The sequence below is a fragment of the Polynucleobacter ibericus genome, from assembly GCF_018687955.1.
GTDB lineage: Bacteria > Pseudomonadota > Gammaproteobacteria > Burkholderiales > Burkholderiaceae > Polynucleobacter > Polynucleobacter ibericus.
In genome coordinates, this window is the sequence record NZ_CP061309.1 from 1,880,806 (window position 1) to 1,904,269 (window position 23,464).

The 23,464-nt window shown below is 45.4% G+C and carries 25 protein-coding genes, 1 tRNA gene and 1 pseudogene; 3 read left to right on the plus strand and 24 right to left on the minus strand.

What is annotated here, in order from left to right:
* The first annotated feature begins 13 nt into the window (after window positions 1-13).
* Entirely contained in the window at window positions 14-520 is a 507-nt protein-coding gene (locus tag AOC20_RS09580; protein ID WP_215360557.1) for an acyl-CoA thioesterase, read from the plus strand.
* A gap of 61 nt (window positions 521-581) precedes the next feature.
* On the opposite strand, the gene AOC20_RS09585 is transcribed toward AOC20_RS09580, so the two are convergent.
* The 17 genes from AOC20_RS09585 to def form a co-directional block, all read right to left on the minus strand.
* Entirely contained in the window at window positions 582-965 is a 384-nt protein-coding gene (locus AOC20_RS09585; RefSeq protein WP_215360558.1) for a hypothetical protein, read from the minus strand.
* Between the two features lie 146 nt (window positions 966-1,111).
* Window positions 1,112-1,717, minus strand: a complete 606-nt coding sequence (locus AOC20_RS09590; RefSeq protein WP_215360559.1) for a DUF6803 family protein — start codon at window positions 1,715-1,717, stop codon at window positions 1,112-1,114.
* A 68-nt stretch (window positions 1,718-1,785) separates the two neighbouring features.
* Entirely contained in the window at window positions 1,786-2,112 is a 327-nt protein-coding gene (locus tag AOC20_RS09595; protein WP_215360560.1) for a hypothetical protein, read from the minus strand.
* Between the two features lie 97 nt (window positions 2,113-2,209).
* Window positions 2,210-2,608, minus strand: coding sequence for a DUF1398 family protein (locus tag AOC20_RS09600; protein ID WP_215360561.1), 399 nt, complete (start codon window positions 2,606-2,608; stop codon window positions 2,210-2,212).
* 130 nt (window positions 2,609-2,738) lie between these two features.
* Entirely contained in the window at window positions 2,739-3,134 is a 396-nt protein-coding gene (locus AOC20_RS09605; RefSeq protein WP_215360562.1) for a COG4315 family predicted lipoprotein, read from the minus strand.
* Window positions 3,135-3,276: 142 nt separating this feature from the next.
* On the minus strand, window positions 3,277-3,771 hold the full coding sequence (locus AOC20_RS09610; protein WP_215360563.1) for a DM13 domain-containing protein: 495 nt from the start codon (window positions 3,769-3,771) through the stop codon (window positions 3,277-3,279).
* Between the two features lie 240 nt (window positions 3,772-4,011).
* Window positions 4,012-4,545: a styrene oxide isomerase gene (locus AOC20_RS09615; RefSeq protein WP_215360564.1), complete on the minus strand. Its 534-nt coding sequence runs from the start codon at window positions 4,543-4,545 to the stop codon at window positions 4,012-4,014.
* A 153-nt stretch (window positions 4,546-4,698) separates the two neighbouring features.
* Window positions 4,699-4,908 (minus strand): BrnA antitoxin family protein, encoded by a 210-nt coding sequence (locus tag AOC20_RS09620; RefSeq protein ID WP_028818794.1) that lies wholly within the window; start codon window positions 4,906-4,908, stop codon window positions 4,699-4,701.
* Between the two features lie 11 nt (window positions 4,909-4,919).
* The gene (locus tag AOC20_RS09625) at window positions 4,920-5,198 is read right to left on the minus strand and encodes a BrnT family toxin (RefSeq protein ID WP_215360565.1); all 279 of its coding nucleotides are present in this window, start codon (window positions 5,196-5,198) and stop codon (window positions 4,920-4,922) included.
* A 115-nt stretch (window positions 5,199-5,313) separates the two neighbouring features.
* Window positions 5,314-5,389: transfer RNA gene (locus tag AOC20_RS09630), tRNA-Phe, on the minus strand.
* 112 nt (window positions 5,390-5,501) lie between these two features.
* Window positions 5,502-6,185: a response regulator gene (locus AOC20_RS09635; protein ID WP_215360566.1), complete on the minus strand. Its 684-nt coding sequence runs from the start codon at window positions 6,183-6,185 to the stop codon at window positions 5,502-5,504.
* Between the two features lie 2 nt (window positions 6,186-6,187).
* A complete protein-coding gene (locus tag AOC20_RS09640; RefSeq protein ID WP_215360567.1) occupies window positions 6,188-8,497 on the minus strand; it encodes a sensor histidine kinase in 2,310 nt (769 codons plus the stop codon).
* Window positions 8,494-9,075, minus strand: coding sequence for a DUF4390 domain-containing protein (locus tag AOC20_RS09645; RefSeq protein WP_251373104.1), 582 nt, complete (start codon window positions 9,073-9,075; stop codon window positions 8,494-8,496). Before AOC20_RS09645 ends, AOC20_RS09640 begins: the two co-directional genes overlap by 4 nt.
* Window positions 9,072-10,388, minus strand: a complete 1,317-nt coding sequence (gene rsmB / locus AOC20_RS09650; protein ID WP_215360568.1) for a 16S rRNA (cytosine(967)-C(5))-methyltransferase RsmB — start codon at window positions 10,386-10,388, stop codon at window positions 9,072-9,074. The genes AOC20_RS09645 and rsmB overlap by 4 nt, the downstream gene beginning before the upstream one ends.
* 1 nt (window position 10,389) lies before the next feature.
* Window positions 10,390-11,256 (minus strand): zinc metalloprotease HtpX, encoded by an 867-nt coding sequence (htpX, locus tag AOC20_RS09655; protein ID WP_215360569.1) that lies wholly within the window; start codon window positions 11,254-11,256, stop codon window positions 10,390-10,392.
* A 2-nt stretch (window positions 11,257-11,258) separates the two neighbouring features.
* The gene (fmt, locus tag AOC20_RS09660; RefSeq protein ID WP_215360570.1) at window positions 11,259-12,251 is read right to left on the minus strand and encodes a methionyl-tRNA formyltransferase; all 993 of its coding nucleotides are present in this window, start codon (window positions 12,249-12,251) and stop codon (window positions 11,259-11,261) included.
* An 8-nt stretch (window positions 12,252-12,259) separates the two neighbouring features.
* Entirely contained in the window at window positions 12,260-12,775 is a 516-nt protein-coding gene (gene def, locus AOC20_RS09665) for a peptide deformylase (protein WP_215360571.1), read from the minus strand.
* A 71-nt stretch (window positions 12,776-12,846) separates the two neighbouring features.
* On the opposite strand from def, the gene dprA reads away from it, so the two are divergent.
* Both dprA and AOC20_RS09675 read left to right on the plus strand, forming a co-directional pair.
* Window positions 12,847-13,521: a DNA-processing protein DprA gene (dprA, locus tag AOC20_RS09670; protein WP_215360572.1), complete on the plus strand. Its 675-nt coding sequence runs from the start codon at window positions 12,847-12,849 to the stop codon at window positions 13,519-13,521.
* Between the two features lie 224 nt (window positions 13,522-13,745).
* The gene (locus AOC20_RS09675; protein WP_215360573.1) at window positions 13,746-16,424 is read left to right on the plus strand and encodes a DNA topoisomerase III; all 2,679 of its coding nucleotides are present in this window, start codon (window positions 13,746-13,748) and stop codon (window positions 16,422-16,424) included.
* Here the strand turns inward: AOC20_RS09675 and mnmC1 are convergent.
* The 7 genes and pseudogenes from mnmC1 to rpmH form a co-directional block, all read right to left on the minus strand.
* Window positions 16,394-17,485, minus strand: a pseudogene (gene mnmC1, locus AOC20_RS09760) (FAD-dependent 5-carboxymethylaminomethyl-2-thiouridine(34) oxidoreductase MnmC1); the annotation flags it as partial. The gene AOC20_RS09675 and the pseudogene mnmC1 sit on opposite strands and share 31 nt — an antisense overlap.
* A 48-nt stretch (window positions 17,486-17,533) precedes the next feature.
* The gene (locus tag AOC20_RS09680) at window positions 17,534-19,399 is read right to left on the minus strand and encodes a phosphoenolpyruvate carboxykinase (GTP) (RefSeq protein WP_215360574.1); all 1,866 of its coding nucleotides are present in this window, start codon (window positions 19,397-19,399) and stop codon (window positions 17,534-17,536) included.
* Window positions 19,400-19,490: 91 nt separating this feature from the next.
* Window positions 19,491-20,852 (minus strand): tRNA uridine-5-carboxymethylaminomethyl(34) synthesis GTPase MnmE, encoded by a 1,362-nt coding sequence (gene mnmE / locus AOC20_RS09685; RefSeq protein WP_215362330.1) that lies wholly within the window; start codon window positions 20,850-20,852, stop codon window positions 19,491-19,493.
* A 41-nt stretch (window positions 20,853-20,893) separates the two neighbouring features.
* On the minus strand, window positions 20,894-22,564 hold the full coding sequence (gene yidC, locus AOC20_RS09690; protein ID WP_215360575.1) for a membrane protein insertase YidC: 1,671 nt from the start codon (window positions 22,562-22,564) through the stop codon (window positions 20,894-20,896).
* Between the two features lie 6 nt (window positions 22,565-22,570).
* Entirely contained in the window at window positions 22,571-22,918 is a 348-nt protein-coding gene (yidD, locus tag AOC20_RS09780; protein ID WP_285896899.1) for a membrane protein insertion efficiency factor YidD, read from the minus strand.
* The gene (gene rnpA, locus AOC20_RS09700; RefSeq protein WP_251373105.1) at window positions 22,815-23,132 is read right to left on the minus strand and encodes a ribonuclease P protein component; all 318 of its coding nucleotides are present in this window, start codon (window positions 23,130-23,132) and stop codon (window positions 22,815-22,817) included. The genes yidD and rnpA overlap by 104 nt, the downstream gene beginning before the upstream one ends.
* A gap of 8 nt (window positions 23,133-23,140) precedes the next feature.
* On the minus strand, window positions 23,141-23,275 hold the full coding sequence (gene rpmH / locus AOC20_RS09705; RefSeq protein WP_011903922.1) for a 50S ribosomal protein L34: 135 nt from the start codon (window positions 23,273-23,275) through the stop codon (window positions 23,141-23,143).
* Window positions 23,276-23,464 lie beyond the last annotated feature (189 nt).

Genomic DNA, 23,464 nt, shown 5'->3' on the forward strand with positions numbered 1-23,464 from the left:
ACCAATAAATTTTATGGATTACTCGAATGCCCAACTAACGATTACGTTACTGATGACCCCTGATAAGGCCAACTTTACTGGCAACGTTCATGGTGGCGACTTACTCAAATTGCTCGATCAAGTAGCTTATGCTTGTGCCAGTCGTTATGCTGGCAAACAAGCTGTTACCCTTAGCGTGGATCAAGTTACTTTTAGGCAACCTATTCATGTGGGGGAATTGGTTACGTGCCTTGCTTCAGTGAACTACACCGGCAATACATCAATGGAAATTGGTATTAAAGTCATTGCAGAGAACATTCAGTCGCAGATTAAACGCCATGTAAATAGCTGCTTCTTTACGATGGTATCTATCGGCCAAGACGGCAAGCCTTCATCTGTGCCAACATTTACACCTACTACACCAGATGAGCTACGTCGCCACAAAGGAGCACAACTTCGCAGAGAAATGCGTCGTCAATATGAAGATGATGCTTTAAGTATTCGAAGCTCGAAAGCCATAAGCGCCATAGATAATCATTAGGACCTCATGTCGTTTTAAACGACATCGATCGACGCAGGATTTAGGGTGCTTAATCCTTAATTTATCCTTTAGATAACTTAGCTCTTCCATGTATAAAAAGTTTCTTGCCCGCAAAGTTCGCTAGCAGGGAAAGAATAGCGGTGAACGTTCCGGTCGTAATTGCTTCCGTTGTATAGCCACCAAAATGGGATGGGTGTATTAATAGGTCAGCAATAAAACACATGCCACCAGCAATTCCAGCGACTAGATATTTATTGCTAAACCATCGATGAGTAAAAAGTGAAAGGATCAAAACGCCAAGGCCAGTGATAAATCCTGTCTCGACTGCCTTTTGAAGGTGGTCCAAGGTTGCCATCCAAATATTGCCTTGAACCATAACCAAAAGGCAGGCGGGCGTTGCTTCGCAAAATGGGGTTAAAAATATCTTAATTTTTTGAATTAGCATTTTGAAAGCTTATCAATAGAATGTGGCACACGGTAACATGCTCAACCAAACTTCACAAATAAAAAACCACCCGAAGGTGGTTTTGCTCTTTCTTGGTGGCCCGGGGCGGGATCGACCAGGGCCGAGGATGCCTGATCCTTAAGTTATTAGTGATTATGGCCTTGATTGTTCTTTGGCATCTGACCATTCATCATTTTCTGATGTTGTTTCATCATCTTTTCATGCTCCTCTGGATGGCAAAACTCATGATCCGAGTTACCACTCATTTGATGGGCATTCGCACCCTTATAGCCAAGAATACTTGGATCAAGCATGCCGGCAATCATGGCGATGTGTCCAAATACCAAGAACAAGGCAACACATATCGCATGAATCTTTAACTTACCCATTTGATCTAGTGCTCGATTAACCAAACCGAACTCTTGTAGGGCAATCCAGATCAGCGGCAATCCTGCGATGACATAAGTACTAACAGCGATTACATCAATCACCGTTCTCCACTCGCCCGCCTGGGTAATAGGAATGATGGCATTAGTCACGATGTAATAAATGATCCCAACAAAATAAACGCCTACAGCAATTCCCGAAAAGCGATTGAGGTAATAAACAGCACCATTGAACTTGCGAGTAAAGAGTAAATATAACTCAGTAATAGCTAAGGTTTCGGCCAAAACAATTGGTATGGCCATAAAGATAATTAAATTCCAAGGCTGATTAACAGCCAATAACTCCATGTAGTGGGTCATGTTCATTGTGCTTCTCCAAAATTTAAGCGTGACTAAACGTCACATATCAAGCTAACTTGTATTACGAAATTAACTTAGGCTTTTGGAGGTTTATAGATGAAGTTAATCATTGGCTGAAGAACCAATGACGAGCCCTTTGAAGACGGGGCTTGGGTAGAGACTGCCGATAACTCAATACTCAATATTGGAATAACTACCAAACCCAAACAGCACTGATAACTGTCGCCATGGCAGGGTTGATTGGTATCGTGAGACTTGCTCACCACCTCGTCACAATGATGAGCTGAGTTATCAGTAACTTGATACTGAGGCTGGTGTGCCGATAAATTAATAGGCATCACTGCCGCGTGAATCAAGCTGGCGAATAGACTAAAGCAAAGGGCGATACATATCCTTCTCATAATTCCATTCTACGCCCAACAAACGAAAAAACCACCCGAAGGTGGTTTTGGTGTTTCTTGATGGCCCGGGGCGGAATCGACCGAAGCCTAGGAACTCTCATCCTTGCGGAAAATGCTCAATATGAACTTCGCCCTGCCGTCCGAAATAACTCACATGCTTTCCAGTTATCCAAACGATGTATCCGACACAGCCGGCAGACATCGTTAACTTAAGAAATTCAGGATATCTCACCGCATCACTTTGAGCTCCGCGAATGGCTGAAACAATGCCATCTTTATTAAATGAATTTGGGATCTCCACCAGAGGCATCTCCATAGGGACAGTACAAACCTCATGGTTTGACAAATAATATGTTGTTGATTGGTTGCGATAATCAGCGAAATATGATTCGACGCCAACCTCAACCAAGCGACCCAATGCCTCTGGGAAGGTTAGAAGACCAGCATGAGATTGATGAGCACATTTTTCAATAACGTCTTTTATATTCGGATTCATAAGCAACCTCAAATTGATAGCTTGAATTATCTCGCCTCATAAATGAAAAAACCACCCGAAGGTGGTTTTAGTGTTTCTTGGTGGCCCGGGGCGGAATCGACCAGAGCCTGGGATGTTAAATTCTAATTAATTACATCTTAATAATCTGCCACGCACCTTCTGAGCGGCCATCACCAATCTTGTCCCCAGGTTTTGTATCCTTGGCATAGAAATACAAAGGCATGCCATTAAAAGCTAACTGCTTTTTGCCATCATCGCGTGTAACGATTGAATAGCCAGCAGAGACGGCAGGACTGCCATCAACTAGTAGAGGTGGCCAATTCGTTGCGCACATCCCATTACAAACTGACTTGCCTGAGCCGGCTACATCCTTGGTATAGATATACAAGGTCATGTTGTTGTTACCTGCTAAAACGCCATCGTTAGCCTTAGTAAAGGGGGCTAATGCTACTCCAGTCATTGACGCACAAGCGGCAAGAGTCACGGCTGCGACTAAGCCTATTAATACGGTTTTAATTCTATTCATAGTTGTCTCCTCTTATTCGAATCCATACTTTAAACCTAATTTATGTCTTTTGTTTTACACGAAATCTGTCAGTAGGCTCTGCATCTCAATAAATGCAATCTCATTTGCCAGATCAGATAGCAAAGCCATAAACTTCGTTTTCTTACCTTACGGAAAGTAAATCAGCTGATCCTATGTACTCTTTGAACTGCTTACACCAAATCAACACGCTGTTTACCTCTTCTGGGTTTTGCGTCTTTAAAAGATAGAATGCGGCACCATTGGGCTTTTTAATGCGACCAACCTCAATCTGCTGGGCACTGAACTCATCATTATCTTTAATGGCAGGTTTACTGCTGATATAGATGTGATAGTCCGGCCCAGGGCTGGACTTAAAGTCCTCGCTGGACTGTAAAAATAATTGATTGCCAACTTTGACTAACGACCACTCACCAGAGGAATTGTGTATCAAATCCTGTCCCTTAGCGTTTTTATCAATTTGTCCTCGCTTGAGGATTTCGCCTTCAACTTTTTGGTTGTCCTCAAAACGTGACTTAATATCTTGTGCGTGACCACGGATTGCGTCAAGAAGCTGGGCGCTTGCTGAAATTGGAAGCAGCAAGAAAACGCTTAAAAAGAGGATATTTAATTTATTCATCCAAAGCCTCATAAAGTAACTAGCATCAATATAGATCCTTTCACAATATTTGTCGTTTTAAACGACATCGACTGACGCAGGGATGTCTAATTGATTCGTCCTTTTAAAGGACGGTTCATGCTAGAGATATACGGCTCTAATGGCATCTACACCTGCCAAACCACAAATGAAAAAACCACCCGAAGGTGGTTTTGGTGTTTCTTGGTGGCTCGGGACGGAATCGACCGGGACCGAGGATGCCTACCCATTTGAATATTCTGGGTTAAAAGTTTGAAACAAGCTAATGCCTAGAAGGGCAATAAATGAAAGTAGCGAAAATGCGTTAATTAATTTCGCCTTTTTATTTACTGAATCTGCGTTCATAAACCCAACTATTGCCAAAAGAACACTCAACACTGCCAACTGAGAAAGGCTAATAAGCATTAGGGTTGCCAGATTCCAAAAACCTACAGCACCGGGAACTAAGTCTTGGTGAACAATATATTGCTCTTTTCCCGCGCCAAATACGCCTACGAAAAATGTACCGAGCCAGTTAGCCCAAAGAGACACATATAGAGAGATGGTTGCGATCTTTTTTGAAAACGGTGGCAAGGATAGTTGTGGCCACATCCAGGCAAAAGAAAAAAATACAAGGGCTTGTACAACACCAATCAGGTGGGCCTGTAGCAAGCCGATTTGTGCCATTGCGTAAGGCGAGTAAATGGGCGCCAATAAACCGCACATCAACATTAATAAACCTGATATTAAGAAATATCTATTAAATTGAAAATTCATTGCCGGCCTTAATGTTGAGTGTCGGATAGTGAAATATTAACTTAGATAGTCCAGCACCCCAAATGAAAATAGCCCAACAAGTGGGCTATTCTGTTTCTTGGTGGCCCGGGGCGGAATCGACCAGGGCCCAGGATGCTCGATCCAACCTCTAGACTACTTCCAACTGAGATTTAGTTTCTTATGAGTGGCCGCACAATCTCTCAAATAGAGATTGATTAGGCTTTGATATGGAATGCCCACCTCCTCTGATACAGACTTGAAGTAGCTCACTGAATCTTCATCTAGTCTTATGGTAATGGGCTTCTTGAGCATTGAAGCATATGGATTTTTACGAGCTTTTGAGAAATCATATTCTTTACGCATATTCGTAACCTTTAATAAGTTTTTATCTCTTTGGCAGTTGCCTTACGGGCTGAAATAATACGAATGACATTGCCCTCACTTCGATAACAATGGCAAACCAAAATTACACGTAGAGAATGGCTTACCCCTAACAAAATAAATCTGTCTTCATCTTCCGAATGATCAGGATCAGAAATTAGTTTGGCACTTTCATCATAAAACACAGATTTCGCTTCTTCAAAAGAAACGCCGTGTTTCTTCAGGTTAGCCGAAGCCTTTCTGGGCTCCCATTCAAATCGCAATGAAGTCATATGTACATTGTACATATATTAACTGGAGTAATCAACGGGGGTAAAAAGCTGAGCCACGGAGCTTCATCCCCAAGGTCAAACGAAAAAACCACCCGAAGGTGGTTTTGGTGTTTCTTGGTGGCCCGGGGCGGAATCGAACCACCGACACAAGGATTTTCAATCCTCTGCTCTACCGACTGAGCTACCAGGCCAAGACTTGGAATTATAACGAATTGGTTTGGGGTTCTATCAAATTACCTCTAGTTGCCTTTATTCGGTAGCTTTACCAATTCTTTGGGGTGGTTTACCCAATTAAATGGGTGCCTAGCTTTCGCCTTTATTGCGGGAGGTATCAATCCCCAAAGCCTTGAGCTTTCTATATAAGTGGGTACGTTCTAGGCCTGTGTACTCTGAAATCTTGGTCATACTACCGCCCATGATTTGCATTTGATGCTCAAAATACGCTTTCTCGAACAAATCTCTTGCTTCCCTGAGAGGAAGATCAAAGTAGGTTTTTGCGATTCCACTAATGTACTCACCCTCAGCGGGCGCCACAACTAATTCTACGGCCGCCTGCTTTGGCGCCGCCAAGGAATTTGAATTGGATTGAACGGCTCGCTCTTGTTCTGGCTCGACATATTTAGGAGAGCTCTCCAAAGCCTTGCTGACTGTCTTCAAAAGCTTTTGCAATGCAATTGGCTTTTCTAAAAAATTGAGTGCGCCAATACGCGTAGCCTCAACAGCAGTATCAATTGTTGCGTGACCAGACATCATGACTACTGGCATTGTGAGTTGTCCTGTATTGGACCACTCCTTCAATAGGGTAATTCCATCAGTGTCAGGCATCCATATATCTAATAAGACTAGATCAGGGCGCATCTGCTCACGGATAGTGCGTGCTTGAACAGCGCTCTCTGCGGCGTAAACAGTATGGCCTTCATCGGTGAGAATCTCATTGAGAAGCTCACGAATTCCCATCTCATCATCAACAACCAAAATACTAGCCATGCTTAGGCTGCCTCTTTTGCTAGATTCATAAACAATATTGACACTTGCGCACCAATCACTTCATCGCCCTGCATACGGTTCCGAATTTCAATTTTGGCTGAGTGGTCATCAATAATTTTCTTAACAACCGCTAAACCTAGTCCCGTACCTTTGCTCTTTGTTGTTACATAAGGTTCAAAGGCTCTTGCCAATATCTTAGCTGGAAATCCAACTCCACTATCACTTATTGTTAATCTCACAGCATTTTGAACCGCACTATTGTGTTCACCATAAGGTACCAGCTCCGTTTTGACCTCAACTGGACTGGTGGGATGAGGCCCTTCTAATGTCGCATCTTGAGCATTTTGTAACAAGTTATGGATTACCTGCCTTAACTGTGTAGGGTCGCCCATGATTTCCGGGCAATTGGGATCTAGCTTCGTACGCAAGGGACTGCCCTCATAAAGACCCAGAATTTCGGAGGTCAGCGTATTAATCGAAACCGGCTTTAATTGTGGTGTTGGTGTTTTTGCAAAATCCCTGAAATCATTCACCATTTCTTTCATCGCCTGCACCTGACCAATAATCGTTTCAGTGCTGCGATTAATCATTTCCTCTTGCTCTGGGCTCAATTTGCCAGCAAGCTTATGTTGTAGCCTTTCAGCTGAGAGCTGAATTGGCGTTAGAGGGTTCTTAATTTCATGGGCAAGTCGTCTTGCTACTTCGCTCCATGCAATCGATCTTTGCGCACTCACAACATCAGTAATGTCATCAAAAACCACCATACGTAAGTCACCAGTAAGCTCTGTTCCGCGAACAAATAATGTCACACCTAATTCATTTTCAAATTCATTCGTACGGTGCAGCTGAATTTGTTTTTGCCATACCGGCGCATTAGTCTGAGCAGGCTTTTGCTCCATCTCGCCCCCACCAACCACTGCAAGCTTCATGGTTGCAAAACCTTCTCTAATAGCCTCTTCAAACTCCAATAGCGCAGCATTGCTACTGAGGGGCTTTCCATCAAGTTGCGTGAGGTCTTGACCAAAAATACGATCTGCGCCTGCATTGCTAGAAACTACGTTGTAATTTTTATCAAAGATACATACGCCGGCAGTAAGGCTTCCTAGCACACGCTCCAAGAATGCCTTGGACTCTTGCAATGAGGTACGGGTATCAGCCAACTGTCTCGTCATGACATTAAATTGCCGTGTCAGCATACCTAGCTCGTCGCCAGTATCAAGCTCTGGCTTAGGAGACAAATCCCCTTGCGCTACAGCTTGTGTTCCCCTCAAAAGCATTAAGAGCGGGCGGGCAAGCTGCCGGCCCAACATTAGGGCAAGAGTAATAGCAACAAATACTGCGAAGAAAAGGGTGAGCGTCAATGTGCCAACAAACATTTTGCGCAAGCCAGTGCGCCCCAAAGCTTTCTCTTGATATTCACTATAGGCAGATTCCACAGCAAAAATATTTTTAGCCAGCGGAGTTGGAATGTAACGTACCAACTGTAAAAAATACTTATCATCCGCATCTTTTCCTGCATCCAATTTGCTGTGATTAGACTTTTTTCGAGTAATAGGAACTATGGCCCTGACACGGTATCCGCCCTGACCGCCATCCACCTCAATTTGATCTAAGAAGGTAATTCCCTTCTTTTTAAATGCCTCTGCAACGACATCAGCGCTAGGGGCAGGAAAATATTTTTTTGGCTTGACTTCGCTAGTGAAGATCAAATTACGCTGCATATTGAAAAGGCTAACCTCTTGAATGCCAAATTGGTTACGAATTTTCATAACTGCTGCGGCAACTTGATCTGAGGAAGCGCCTGAGGGGGCCTGCACAATCTGTTCGGCAATAAAATTTCCCTCGCCTAAGATCTCTTCTTGGGCCACTCGCAAAGTAACGCGCCCCAACTCTAGGCCCGAGTTAAGGGCCGTCTCTACTTTGACGTCAAACCAAGTCTCAATACTTCGAGATACGAACTGCAATGAAACGCCATACAAAATAAGACCAGGAACAATGCCAACCAATGCAAAAATCATTGCTAACTTTGCAATCAAACGTGTACCAAAGTGTCCTCGATACCAGCGCACTGCAATTACGCCGACTAAAGTCAAAATCACCAACGTAAGACAGATTCCAATAACCACATTAGCCGCATAGAGCCAAATAAAGTAGTTATCAAAAAATTCTGTATTGGATGAGGCAACTGCCAGTAAAACTAATAGTAATAAAGCAAATGCGCCGATTAACCCAATCGTGATTGGAACTATTTTCTTTCGCCAGGCTTTCGATGAAAAAAAGCTTGCGTCTAACAGGGCTGCAATCGGTCTCATCGCTTAACTAGATTGGGGCCATTTGCGGAAAATGGAAAGCGATACCAATCACTCGACACATTCCAATCACGGTTATTCAGTGCATTTACCTGAAATGGTTTTGGCAGCTTGCTAAGATCCAAAGTCATACGTAGGGCAGCCGTGTATGACTTGCTTGGGTCGAGCTGTGCGTTATCAATTACTCGCCATCCCCCAATGCTACCTACTGCCTGCAATGCTTCAGAAATAGTTTTGGCAGAAAATGAAAAGCCCTCTGAGGCAATTCGATATTGCTGTGTCAGTGGCTGATAAGACAAACGGGTTTGCCTTTGTACTAACGCGGACTTTTCATCGAACCAGTACCAACGTGATCGGGTTAAATCAAACTCGGTTTGGAAATAGAGAACTACCCCTTTTTGTACTGCATCTTCTAGGCCGGGGGATAGCTCAATCTGAAAAGTAGCATTGAGAAGCCAGTCGTTATCCGCCTTCTCCAATTCAAAGGATTTGATCTTGATGCCTTCTGCGCTAACGGTTGTTGAAAAAACGCCCAACACCATCAAAAACAAAAAGAGGAATTGTTTAATTCTTCGGCTCATGGCCCATTTTTCTTAAACAAAGCATAGTAAAAACCATCATTAAACTCACCGGGCAAAATTTGGCCTGGAGCGTCCAATCGTACCGCATCAGCGTGCTGCCCAGCAAACCAGGCGGCCTGTTCCTCACCTTCCTCAGGAAATATTGAGCAGGTTACATACAAAAGGGTACCTCCTGCATTGAGCATCTTCCACGCTTGAATCAAAATCGCGCGCTGTCTTTCTTGTAGCGCCTTGATATCTGCCTCCCGCCTCAGAAATGGAATATCGGGGTGACGGGATACTATGCCAGAGGCTGAACAAGGGGCATCTAGCAAAATCTTGTCAAATAGAACGCCATCCCACCATGAAGCTTTTGAAGCATCGCCGCGCAATACTTTCACATTGTCAGAATGTAAAAGGAGGCGATCCAGGTTGCCGCCAATTTTTCCAATGCGCGCACCATCCAACTCCAATGCCCGCATTGAACAATCTGCAAGCTCCAATAAATGCGCCGTTTTTCCACCAGGAGCAGCACAAGCATCGAGAAACAGCTCACCATCCTGAGGATTTAATAAGACTGCAGCCAGTTGTGCGCCTGCATCTTGCACAGAAACGGCTCCGCTATAAAAACCAGGTAGGTCCGATACGGGCACCGCTTCAGGCAACAAAAGCGCGGCAGATAATTGAATGCCTGCAACTTCATCTATGGGCCTTGAGGAAACCCCGGCGTCAGAGAGTAAAGCTTGATATTGCTCACGCGTATATTGCTTTTGGTTTACGCGCAAAATTAATGGCGCACGTTTAGCCTGTTGGAACAAAATGGCTTGCCATACTTTGGAATAATTGCGCTTCAAGTTTGCTCGCCACCAAGCAGGCACATACATTGGAATGGGGTCTGGTGGAAAATGTTTCTCACCCTCTGGCGGCTGAACCAAAAGACTTACCTTGCGCAACACTGCGTTCACCAAGCCTTTGGCATACATGGTTTGGTCATATTCGCCGCACGCCCTCACCGCCTGATCAACAATCGTGTGAGCTGGATAGCCTTTGCTCTCTGTTGCGTCTTGCAAAAATAAAGCTATAGCGACGCTTAATAAATGATCCACTTCTGGCGGTGGCGTTTTTGGAATAAATTGCTTAATCAATTCATGAGAGCGCACCCATTTACGGAGGGCATCAAAACTCAAACTCTGCACGATCGGTCGCTCATGTGCTTCAAGCTGATCTAGAACTTCTGTGAGCGATCTCCCGCTGATTACCTCACTAATCGCTTGAGCAGCAATCGTAATTGCTTCTGAAAGCGGGAGACTGCGTGGTGTTTTTTGATCGGTCAAATTAATTTGCTCCGGGATATATCCCGTTTTTAGCCATACTCATTAAGCGTGCCACCCGCTCTTCAGTAGGCGGATGGGTTGAAAAAAGTTGGGCAAGACCCCCGGCACTTAAGGGGTTAAGAATCATCATCTGCGCAGTTTCAGGATGCTGCTCGACTGCTTGAAATGGAATGCCTTGGGCATAGTTGTGAATTTTTTCTAATGCGTGTGCAAGCGCCTCTGGGTCAGAGCTGATTTCTGCTCCACCGCGATCCGCCTCATACTCTCTGGCTCGCGATATGCTCATCTGAATCAAACTTGCGGCAATTGGGGCCAAGATTGCCACCATCAAACTCGCGATTGGATTGCTGGGCCTACCCTCCGAGTCACGCCCACCAAAAAACATAGCAAAGTTGGCCAATGCCGAAATAGCTCCAGCCATTGTTGCGGCAACAGTCGAAATTAAAATATCCCGATGACGAACATGCGCTAGTTCATGGGCCATCACACCACGTAATTCACGATTCGAGAGAATTTTCAAAATGCCGGTTGTTGCTGCAACCGAGGCGTTCTCGGGATTGCGCCCAGTTGCAAAAGCATTTGGCGCATCCTCATTAATCAAAAATACTTTAGGCATGGGAAGTCCAGCCTTCTCAGCAAGCTCTTTGACTAGGGCATAAAACTGAGGCGCAGATCTCTCATCAACCTGCTGTGCATTAGTCATCTTCAGAACCATGGTGTCAGAAAACCAATAACTGAAAAAATTCATGCCAATGGCCATGAGTAATGCCAATAACATGCCTTGTTCGCCACCCAACATGCCGCCAACAATAATAAACAAGGCAGTAATTGCTGCCATCAAAACAGCAGTCTTTGCAAAATTAAACATTTCTACTCCTTTGCTGTAAAGCGCAACAATTGTTCGCCAACCGACTGCATACATGTCTTAGCATCTATTCTTTTCCCGCCAGGTTTTTGCATTTCTAAAACCTCGAGAACTCCATTGCCACACTGAATATATACGCCTTCATGACTAAATCCTAAAATATCACCCGGCTTACCGCTTGAGACTTGAACTTGGGGTGTTGCAAGCCTTGAATTCCAAAACTTGATTGCCAGTCCATTGAGAACGCTGCTCGCTCCCGGAAAAGGATTGAAAGCGCGGATACGCTGATCAATTTCCTTGGCGCTCAAGGTCCAGTCGATCTCTGCTTCGCTCTTCAGTATTTTTTCGGCATAGGTGATTCCATCTTTAGCTTGTGACTCATGCACTAAATTTTTGCCGCCCTGTAAATCATTTAAAACATCGACGATTAATTTGGCACCGAGTTGCGCCAATCGATCATGCAAGCTAACGCTCGTTTCATCGCTTGCAATTTCAAGATCAGCGACTAGAACGGTATTTCCTGTATCTAGACCAGCATCCATTTGCATAATGCAAACACCTGTTTTGAAATCACCCGCTTCAATCGCGCGTTGAATCGGTGCAGCGCCACGCCAACGCGGCAATAAGGAAGCGTGAATATTAAAGCTGCCATGTCTACCTGGCTTTTCGCTAATATCTAATATTTCTTGAGGCAAGATCAGGCCATACGCGACCACCACCATGGCATCAAACTCGACTGAGGATAAATGCTCATAAGCAGCCTGGGCCTGGGCCTGCTTCTGAGGGTCTGGGCTATTGCGCCTTAAAGTCTCTGGCTGCAATACAGGAATATTTTTTTGCAAAGCAAATTCTTTAACGGGGCTTACCTGCAGGTGCATACCCCTGCCAGCGCGGCGATCAGGTTGCGTCAAGGCCAACACAATTTCATGACCAGCGTCGGAGATTGCGCGCATTGCTTGCGCAGCAAACACGGGGGTTCCAGCAAAGACGATCTTCATTGCTGCGCTTAGCGCTGACCCACTAATTCTTTTGCGCGCTTTTTCATTTTTTGTGAGATGCGGGTTCGCTTCAGTATTGATAAATACTCTACAAATACTTTGCCTTGCAAATGATCGAGCTCATGCTGCAAACAAACTGCCAACAAACCATCAGCATCGATTTCAAATTCTTTACCCTCAATATCAAGTGCTTTCACGCGAATCTCAGCAGGCCTTTCAACCTCGTCATAAAACTCCGGCACAGATAAGCATCCCTCACGCCACGATTTAGTTTCGGCGCTTGCCCAAATAATTTCTGGGTTAATGAAAACCATCAATTCATTTTGGTCATCAGATACATCAATCACCACGATGCGCTCATGAACATCTACCTGTGTTGCCGCCAAGCCAACGCCAGGTGCTTCATACATGGTGTCCGCCATATCGGCAACAATTTTTTTAATGCGAGCATCAACCTCTGCCACAGGTTTAGCAACCTTATGCAAGCGGGGGTCTGGATAGCAAAGGACAGTTAACAAAGCCATATAGGAATTATCCAACAGAGCTATCAGTCTGTCCCGATTGCTGCAATTCCCCTAAAGAACAAAATTGGTTTATGCACATATCATCCACCCCAAACCCAGTTACCCGAATCGATTATGGAAGCTATCACTACCCATCTCGTCTCTATGATTTATACGATCCTCCGTCAACACTCTATATATATGGTGATATCCAGCTTCTCAAGATCCCGATGATTGCGGTCGTAGGCTCAAGAAGCGCCAGTCTTGAGGGCTTAAGAAATGCGCGCCTATTTGCTCAAGCCCTCTCAAAGACAGGCGCGATGATCCTCTCAGGCTTGGCAAGGGGAATTGATAGCGCTGCCCACCAAGCCACGATTGAGCTTGGCCCCAGCCACCATACTGCAGCGGTATTAGGTACGGGGATAGATGTCGTCTACCCCCGTCAAAACATCGTCCTTTCCAGCTCCATAAGCACACAAGGCCTTTTGATATCAGAGCTGCCCATCGGGGCGGGGCCAAAAGCATTTCATTTTCCAAGGCGAAATCGCATTATTGCTGCCCTAGCGCTCGGCGTAGTCGTAATAGAGGCAGCCAAAAAGTCCGGCTCCCTGATCACCGCCAGGTTGGCAGCAGACTTGGGAAGGGAGGTTTTTGCCCTTCCTGGGCCCATTCACAGGCCAAATTCTGCTGGCTGCCACCTACTGATTCAACAAGGGGCAAAACTGGCCTTTCAGCCTGACGATGTTCTTGAGGAGCTGCGTTTTTAGCGAAAAACCCCATTTAGTAGGCCAAAAAGAGGGGTTTTATTTAAAAACTCAAGTTCTCCGCTTGGTTAAAACAAGCAAAAAATAGGGGTTTTTGGACTTTTCCCAATTTATCGGTTAATAATAAAAAAGGGGCATGCAATTGGCCAAGCCAGATTTTGGTTTAGATTGGTCATCCGTTTTGCCCAAAAAAACATCATTTCTAGCTCAAATTTAGGCAAAAACGCGTGGCAACTAAAGCAACTACCAAAAAAAGCAGCTCAAAGACTTCCGCCGGGGACCATCCCAAGGCGCTAATCATTGCGGAGAAGCCGTCTGTTGCCAATGACATTGCCAAGGCCTTAGGCGGATTTACAAAGTATGAGGATTATTTTGAGAGCGATGAATTCTTAATCTCTTCTGCGGTCGGTCATTTACTAGAAATTGCTGCTCCCGAAGAGTTTGACGTAAAGCGTGGCAAATGGTCATTTGCTAATTTACCAGTGGTGCCCCCTTATTTTGATTTACGTCCGATTGCAAAAACAGAGTCGCGCCTCAAGGTTTTGCAAAAACTCATTAAACGCAAAGATGTCACTTCACTAATTAATGCCTGTGACGCGGGACGTGAAGGCGAACTTATTTTCCGTTTAATTGCACAGCATGCAAAAGCATCGCAGTCTATTCAACGTTTATGGCTGCAATCGATGACCCCAGCAGCAATTCGTGAGGGCTTCACTAATTTGCGCACTGATGAGGATATGAAGCCTCTTGCTGATGCTGCTCGTTGTCGCTCAGAAGCGGACTGGTTAGTCGGCATTAACGGCACGCGTGCGATGACTGCATTTAATAGTAAGAGCGGTGGCTTCTTTCTCACAACCGTAGGTCGTGTTCAGACTCCAACTCTTTCTATTGTGGTGGAGCGCGAAGAGTTGATTCGTAAATTTATCTCCAAAGATTATTGGGAGGTGAAGGCAGAATTTATTGCTGCAGCAGGCATCTATGAAGGCCGCTGGTTTGACCCGAAATTTAAAAAGGATGTTGCTGAGCCTGATGCACGCGAGAATCGCCTGTGGAGCGAAGCGGCAGCACAAAGCATTGTTGCAGCATGTCGCGGTAAAAAAGCAAACGTTACAGAAGAAGCTAAGCCCGCCACGCAACTTGCCCCTCAGTTATTTGATTTAACTAGCTTACAGCGTGAGGCAAATGCGCGCTTTGGCTTCTCTGCAAAAAATACCTTAGGTCTTGCACAAGCTTTATATGAGCGTCACAAGGTATTAACGTATCCGCGTACTGATGCAAAAGCGCTGCCAGAGGATTACCTCGATACCGTCAAGCAAACCATGGAGAATCTTGCCGATAACTCGCAAGACTATCGCGCCTTTGCTAAACAAATCTTGCAGGGCGATCCAAAGGATCCAAAAGCTAAAGCAGGATATGGTTGGGTCAAGCCAAATAAACGGATCTTTGATAATTCTAAAATTTCTGATCACTTTGCGATCATTCCAACATTAGAAACGCCCAAGAATTTAAGCGAGCCCGAAGCGAAGCTCTACGATTTAGTTGTACGTCGTTTCTTGGCAGTGTTTTATCCTGCCGCAGAATTCCGCGTCACCACACGTATTAGCGAGGTATCTGGACACCACTTCAAAACAGAGGGGCGTGTTCTTGTAAACCCAGGCTGGTTAACGGTTTACGGTAAATCCAATCAAGCAGATGATGAGCTTGTTCCAGTACAACAGGGCAAAGCAGTACAAACTGAGTCTATTGCTGCTGTACCGCTAAAAACCAAACCGCCTGCACGGTATACGGAAGCTACATTGCTCTCTGCGATGGAAAGTGCTGGCAAGTGGGTTGATGATGATGACATGCGCGAAGCCATGGCTGAAAAGGGCTTGGGTACACCTGCAACACGCGCCGCCATCATTGAAGGCTTACTTGCTGAAAAATATATTGTGCGGGAAGCGCGTGAGCTCATTCCAACTGCAAAAGCTTTTCAGTTAATGACTTTATTGCGCGGCTTAGATGTTGAAGAATTAACACGCCCTGACTTAACGGGTAGCTGGGAAAACAAGCTATCTCTCATCGAGCAGGGCAAGATGAACCGCGATACCTTCATGCAAGAAATCGCGCAGATGACTCAGCGCATCGTGAAGCGTGCCAAAGAATATGACAGCGATACTATTCCAGGCGACTACGCCACAATGACCACGCCGTGCCCGCACTGCAAGGGTCCGGTCAAAGAGAACTACCGCCGTTTTGCTTGTGAGAAATGTGGTTTTACTATCAGCAAAACACCGGGTGGGCGTGCGTTTGAATATCCTGAAGTTGAAGAATTGTTGCGCGAAAAAACCATTGGACCACTGCAAGGATTCCGCAGCAAAATGGGGCGCCCATTTGCTGCCATTATTAAGTTAAGTGAAATCCCAGAGGACGATAAAGATTATCCAAATGCAGGATTTAAGCTTGAATTTGACTTTGGTAATACGCAAGATGATGAAACTGAAGCAGTGGATTTCACAGGTCGACAAGCTTTAGGTGTTTGTCCAAAGTGCTCTGGTGCAGTCTACGAGGATGGCATGCGTTATGTTTGCGAAAACAATACTGGCCCAAGTAAAACTTGTGATTTCAAAACTGGAAAAGTAGTGCTTCAGCAAGAAGTGTCAGCTGAGCAGGTTCAGAAATTGCTGAAAGAGGGCAAAACCGATCTTCTGACCAACTTTAAATCTAACCGCACTGGCCGTGGCTTTAAGGCCTATTTGGCCTTGGATTCTGCTGGCAAAATTGGCTTTGAATTTGAGGCCAAAGCCCCTAAAGCTGAAGGTGCGGCCAAGGCTCCAGCGAAGAAGCGGGCAGGCGCCAGCGCAGCAACCAAGTCTGCAGCAAAACCAAAGCGTGCTAGTAAAGCTAAATCATCCTCTAGTAGCTGAGCAGTAACTAGCTTAGCCGCTAGAGCGGACCACAGAATTCCCCTTGACCCCAGGGCAGTAGCTAAAAATATTCCCGGGCGTTGAGTGAGCGCCCCAATGATTGGTAAACGATCTCCCGCCACACATCGGACTCCAACAAATTCTCCAGTTTTGGCTAATGAGCAAAGCTCGCCTTCTGGATAGTTCACCAAACCCCTTGCTTGTTCCCGATTGAAATCATCGCTTACTTGTCTTGGAGCAAGATCATTCTCGCCCTCATCAAAACTCGAGCCCACAATCCATTGATAGCTCCCATCATCCTGGCGCTCGGCAGGCAGGCAATATCCATCACCAGAAATGCCAACGTTAGGTAGTTTTTTGACCCAAGCATCGCCATCTTTAACCGTGAAAATACTCAGCTGACCACGCACTGGCTTTAAGGGCAAACGTATGCCAATGCTGCTCATCAATGGCTTAGCCTCAAGGGCGCAAGCTAAAACAACTTTATTTGCTGAAAGGATGAGTTTGTTTGAGTCATCAAACAAATACCACTGCTTGCCATGCGCTTCTAGACGTGTAACGCGTGTATTCCAAAGGCAAGTAAGGCGCTCATGCTTCTGCAGCAACTGCTTGCTTGTTTCAAGCAAATTTAAGCCCGCGCCTCGCGGTAACCAAACGCCGCTTTGCGTAATCCCACAAACCTTAGCGGCCTCTTGCGCATCCATAGCAACAGCCATATCTTGATCAAGATCCAAAGAGCGCAAGTGCCTTGTCGTTTCGATAAGATCAAAGGGCTTATCTTTTTTGCTTGGCTGAAAGATCCCATGTTGTCGCCATACATTTTTCCAGCGAGCCTCAGCAAGCAAAAATGCAATGCGCGTTAGACGCAATAAGCGTGGAGAGCCTTTACCAATGTGCGGATGAGCAATGGCATAAGCATGGCTGGAACAGGCGGTGGCTGGGGATGCGGCGGTGTCAACAATACAAACTGATTTGCCGCGCTCAAGCAACTCATTTGCAATGGTTGCCCCACAAATGCCCGCCCCAATCACCACTATTTCATGGTGTTGGGGTTTGGTCATTGAATAAATCTAAATAAAACGGTGGGTATTACTAAAGTCTTTTGGAACTTAAGCATTCAAACGTTGTTCGATCTTAGAGCGAGTTTCTTTCAACTCTTTTGGTAAACGATCGCCAAGGTGTTCGAACAATTCTGTATGCAGCTTAAGCTCATTCTTCCAGTCATCAATACCAACATTGATGGCTTTAGTGAACTTCTCTGCTGAGTAGTCAAGGCCGCCCCAGTGCATATCTGCGTACTCTGGAGTAATGCCAAACGGTGTTTCTTTGCCATTAGCTTTGCCTTCGGCACGATTCAAAATCCATGAAAGAACGCGCATGTTTTCGCCGAAACCAGGCCATACAAACTTACCATTCTCATCCTTGCGGAACCAGTTCACACAGTAGATCTTTGGCAATACTGCACCTTCAGCCTCAAGCTTCTTACCAATATTGAGCCAATGTTGGAAATAGTCGCTCATGTTGTAGCCGGCAAATGCAATCATTGCAAACGGGTCACGGCGTACAACGCCAATCTGCCCTGTAATTGCTGCGGTAGTTTCTGAGCCCAATGTCGCAGCCATGTAAACACCCTCAACCCAATCACGTGCTTCGCTAACCAAAGGCACAGTGTTTGAACGACGGCCGCCGAACAAGAACGCGTCAATTGGGACCCCCGCAGGATCATCCCAATTAGGATCAACCGCTGGGTTATTAGTTGCAGCAACTGTGAAGCGTGAATTTGGATGTGCGGCTTTACGACCAGCAGCGCCATCAGCTGGAGTCCAGTCTTTACCTTGCCAGTCAATCAAATGTGCTGGTGGAGTTTCTGTTAAACCTTCCCACCAAACATCACCATCATCAGTCAAGCCAACGTTAGTGAAAATCACGTCTTGGTTCAATGAGTCGATACAGTTTTGGTTTGTTTGGCGATTAGTTCCAGGAGCTACGCCAAAATAGCCAGACTCCGGATTGATCGCAAATAAACGGGTTTTGCCAGTGACGGCATCTTTGCGTGGTTTGATCCAAGCAATATCGTCACCAATAGTGGTTACTTTCCAGCCATCGAATCCTGCTGGAGGAATCATCATGGAGAAATTGGTTTTTCCACATGCAGACGGGAATGCTGCAGCAATATGGTATTTCTTACCTTCAGGTGAAGTTACACCCAAGATCAACATGTGCTCAGCCAACCAGCCTTGGTCACGGCCCATGTTCGACGCAATGCGCAAGGCAAAACATTTTTTACCTAACAATGCATTGCCACCGTAGCCAGATCCAAAGGACCAGATCTCACGAGTTTCTGGGTAATGAACAATGTATTTGTTCTTGTTGTTAGGCCATGCAACGTCTTTTTCGCCAGCAGCCAAAGGCTTGCCAACCGTATGAATACAAGGAACGAACTCGCCGTCAGCGCCCAACTGGTCAATCACTGCCTTGCCCATGCGCGTCATCAACTTCATGTTGATTGCAACGTAAGGGCTGTCAGACAACTCAACGCCAATGTGTGCAATGGGTGAGCCGATTGGGCCCATTGAAAACGGCACCACATACATTGTTCTGCCACGCATGCAGCCATCAAACAATGGATTCAATGTTGCACGCATCTCGCTAGGCTCAACCCAGTTATTGGTTGGACCAGCATCTTCTTTCTTGGCAGAGCAAATGAAGGTACGGTCTTCAACACGCGCAACATCTTCAGGGTCAGACAATGCTAAAAAGGAGTTTTTACGTTTGGCAGGGTTAAGGCGCTTAAATACTCCAGCCGAAACCAGTAACTCGCAGAGCTCATCGTATTCTGCTTGTGAGCCATCACACCAACGAATAGCATCAGGCTTGGTCAGAGCGGCAACTTCACCAACCCACTCAATTAAACGCTTGTTTTTTACGTAAGCTGGCGCATTCACATTGATCTGGCCGCTGGTAGTTGAAGTCATATGTTTTCCTATGAAAGATTGAATTTTTTAATCTTTCGATTTTAACATTTTGGTCATATTTGCGGTGTTGACCCGACCCAGCACAAACCCTTTACTTGCCAATACAAAATTGGGTGAAGATTTTTCCCAAAAGATCGTCTGGAAGGAGTTTTCCGGTAATTTCCCCGAGGTGTTTTTGCGCTAAAGATAGCTCTTCTGCAAATAATTCAAGGGAATTGTTGCCATTTGCAGCGAATTGCTCCGATCTATCAATATGTTCAGCAGCTCGCTCAATACAATCTAAATGCCTTCTGCGGGCCAAAATTACTCCCTCTTGAGGCCCAGCCCAGCCCACCAACCCCAAAATCCTTTGCTTTAACTGCTCAATTCCCGCGCCAGTTTTGGCAGAAATCAACAGGGCTCCACTAGATGTCGCCTTGAGTGAATCTTGAAGTAAGTCCGCTTTATTAATGAGCTCAAGGACGGCACATTTAGCAGGTAGTTCCTTCAAAATCTGAGATTTTAAGTCGTCTTGCTGGGAGGTAGATTGTGAGTCAGTCAAAAAAATCACCAAGTCAGCCAAACGAATAGCCTCCCAAGATCTTTCTATTCCTTTAGCCTCAACCACATCTACAGTCTCACGCAAGCCAGCAGTATCGATAATGTGCATTGGCACACCATCGATGGTGATGCTCTCTTTGACGCGATCTCGAGTAGTGCCCGCAATAGGAGTAACAATGGCCACTTCTTCGCCGGCTAACCGGTTAAGCAAGGAGCTTTTTCCGACATTGGGTGCACCAGCTAAAACCAACTGGATACCATCGCGTAAGATTTTTCCCTGCTTAGCTCCAGCGCGCAAGGCCTGGAGTTTTTCTTTTACCGCGGCCAAGCGCTGACGCGCTTGCGCGTTTTCTAAAAACTCAATTTCTTCTTCGGGGAAATCTAAAGTCGACTCAACCAATATTCTGAGTTGAGTAATCTCCTCAATCAAGTTATTAATGTCGTCAGAAAAAGCGCCCTGTAAGGATCGAGCGGCACCACGTACGGCCGCCTCACTTTGCGCATCAATTAAATCTGCAATTGCCTCAGCCTGAGTTAGATCAATCTTATTGTTTAAATAAGCGCGCAGGGTGAATTCACCGGGCTCCGCAATAACCAGCCCCTCATCTTTACCCAACTCAAGGCAGCGCTTCATTACCAACTCAAGGAGTTGTGGGCCCCCATGACACTGCAGCTCTAAAACATCCTCACCCGTAAAAGAGGCAGGCCCGACAAAGTAAATGGCAATGAGTTGATCAATGGCATGGCCATGTTCATCGCACAAGGTTAATAGATTTGCCTGTCGTGGAAGCAGCTTCTTTTGAAAGAGGGCGCTCGCTAAAGGGTTTAAGTTTTGTCCGCTGATACGAACAATACCCACACCCGCTTTGCCTGACGCTGTTGCGACAGCAATGATAGGCAATTTTCTCGTCATCATTGCTGTCAACTTATTACAAGCTTTTTGCAGCACGCAAATTACTTAGCGGGCTTTTTTCCAAACATTTGGTTAATTTGCCACTGCTGTGCAATTGATAGCAAATTGTTTACAACCCAATATAAAACCAAACCAGCCGGGAAGAAGAAGAACATCACCGAGAAAACAATTGGCATGTACATCATCACTTTTGCCTGAATTGGATCTGGTGGGGTTGGATTCAACTTGGTTTGTACGAACATGGAGGCGGCCATAATGACTGGCAGGATGTAGTACGGATCAGGAACGGAAAGGTCGTGTATCCACAAAACCCAAGGCGCCCCACGCATCTCAACAGACGACAATAAAACCCAATACAAAGAAATAAATACAGGGATCTGAATTAGGACAGGCAAGCAACCACCCAACGGATTGATCTTCTCCTTGCGATACATCTCCATCATGGCTTGATTTAGCTTTTGTGGCTCACCCTTGTACTGCTCTTTCATAGCCACCAAGCGAGGTTGAACTTCCTTCATGCGCGCCATTGACTTGTAACTTGCAGCGGAAAGGGGGAAGAACACCAGCTTAATTAAGATGGTCAACAGGATGATTGACCAACCCCAGTTACCGACATAAGAATGAATATTGTCTAAAAGCCAGAAAATGGGTTTTGCCAAAATAGTCAAATAGCCGTAGTCTTTTAGAAGCTCAAACCCGGGGGCAATCGTTTCTAAAACGCGCTCTTCCTGTGGGCCTACAAACAATTTAGCTTTTTCAACCACTGTAGAGCCTGCGGCAACTACGCCCAGTGGAGTCTGCATACCAATTCGGTATAGGTTATTGTCAATCCGATTTGCATAGATATCACGTGCAACTTTGTCGCCCGGAATCCACGCGCTTGCAAAGTAATGCTGAACCATTGCAATCCAAGCTGGCTCACCGGCAGCTACTTGGGTAGGAATAGTGATTTTGTTTTTATCAATTGCCGTGAACTCGAGCTTATTAAACTTCTCTTTATCTGTATAAGCAGCAGGTCCAGTAAAGGTGCTTGCTGAAAAAGCGCCATCAAAGGGGCCGATTTTTTGTTCTTGCGAAGCATCGCGCACAATCTCTGTGTATAGAACAAGCGGGTTAGGATTGTTGCTGGTTTGGGTAACCCGATGCCCAACATCAATTACGTAGCTACCTGGATTAAGAATGAAGGTTTTTTCAAGCTTGACGCCATTGCGTTCGCTGGCGAAAACTGCAAAGGGCCTACCTGAACCATCTTTACCAGATTGAACTAACTTAAAGGTGCTAGTGTGGTTTGGAAGGTCGCTGTTTAATGAAATCAAACCAGAGCGGGCAAAATATTTATGGGTGGGCGTGTACTGAAATAACTCAACCGGCTTGTTTTCTGCGGTTAAGGATTTCAATAGCTTCGCATCAACAACATTTGCACCACTTGCGCTGATTTGTAGAACCAGAACATCATTCTGTATTGTGAATTTTTCTGCGCTTTCAATGGTGCCAGTGCTTGCAATGGGGGCTGTTGCCACTGTTGGTGAGCCTGAGATTTGTGTCGGCACATCAACCTTGCTTCCCGCAGCAGTCTTTTCGGCAACTACTGGAGCGTTCGCTGGCGCACCCCCAAATAAGGATGGCTTGCCTTCATGAACCTGCCAATTGTTGTAGAGCATGAGACCCGACATCGAGAATACTGCCCAAAGAATTGTTTTTTTAAAGTCCATTTACATTCACTTAAGTTGGTGTTTTGATTCTTTTACTACAGGATCATAACCGCCGTGTGACCATGGGTTACAGCGCAATATGCGCCACAACGTCAGCCCCAAGCTTTTCAAAAATCCATATTGATTAAAACAGTCGCAAGCATATTGCGAACAACTGGGCACGTATTTGCAGCGCATCCCCAAGTACGGACTTAAAGCGAGCTGGTAAATTTTTACCAGCTTAATTGCCGCATTATTTAAAACGCGCACTTTAAAGAAGCCCCGAAATTTGAGACCGCAAAGTTTCTTTTTCTTTTTTTCTGAGTCTGCCTCGGGTCTCGCGACCAATTGGTTTTTTGAGCTTAACCACAACATCTTTATTTAATGTGTTGGTTTGAGCCGCCCAAATCAATTCGCGGATCATCCGCTTTAGGCGATTTCGATCAACCGCTCTTTTGGCTAACTTCTTTGCTACTGCAACCCCCAAGTCAGGCTTAGCGCCCTCTTGAGTGGATGCAACATACATACCCCAATACAAACTTGTCTTGGGGCGTGTTTTTAATAATTCAGAAATCCTTGCGCTATTCAATGGCTAAATTAAACAGCCAAACGCTTGCGGCCTTTTGCACGACGTGCATTTAAAACTGCGCGTCCGCTTTTGGTTTTCATACGAATACGGAAGCCGTGAGTGCGCTTGCGACGGGTTACTGACGGTTGGTAAGTTCTTTTCATGATAGATCCCTGGAAAACCAAGTATTTTCCTTGTTGCAGAGCAAAAGGTCAATCCATCTTGACGAATATGTAGGTGTTTTTCTCTATTTTTTATTAAATTTCTCTTAAATCGTTAATTTAAATGAGGATTTTTCTATTATTCACAAGTTATCCACAGGTTTTCCACGATTTTCTTGCTTGTGGATAACT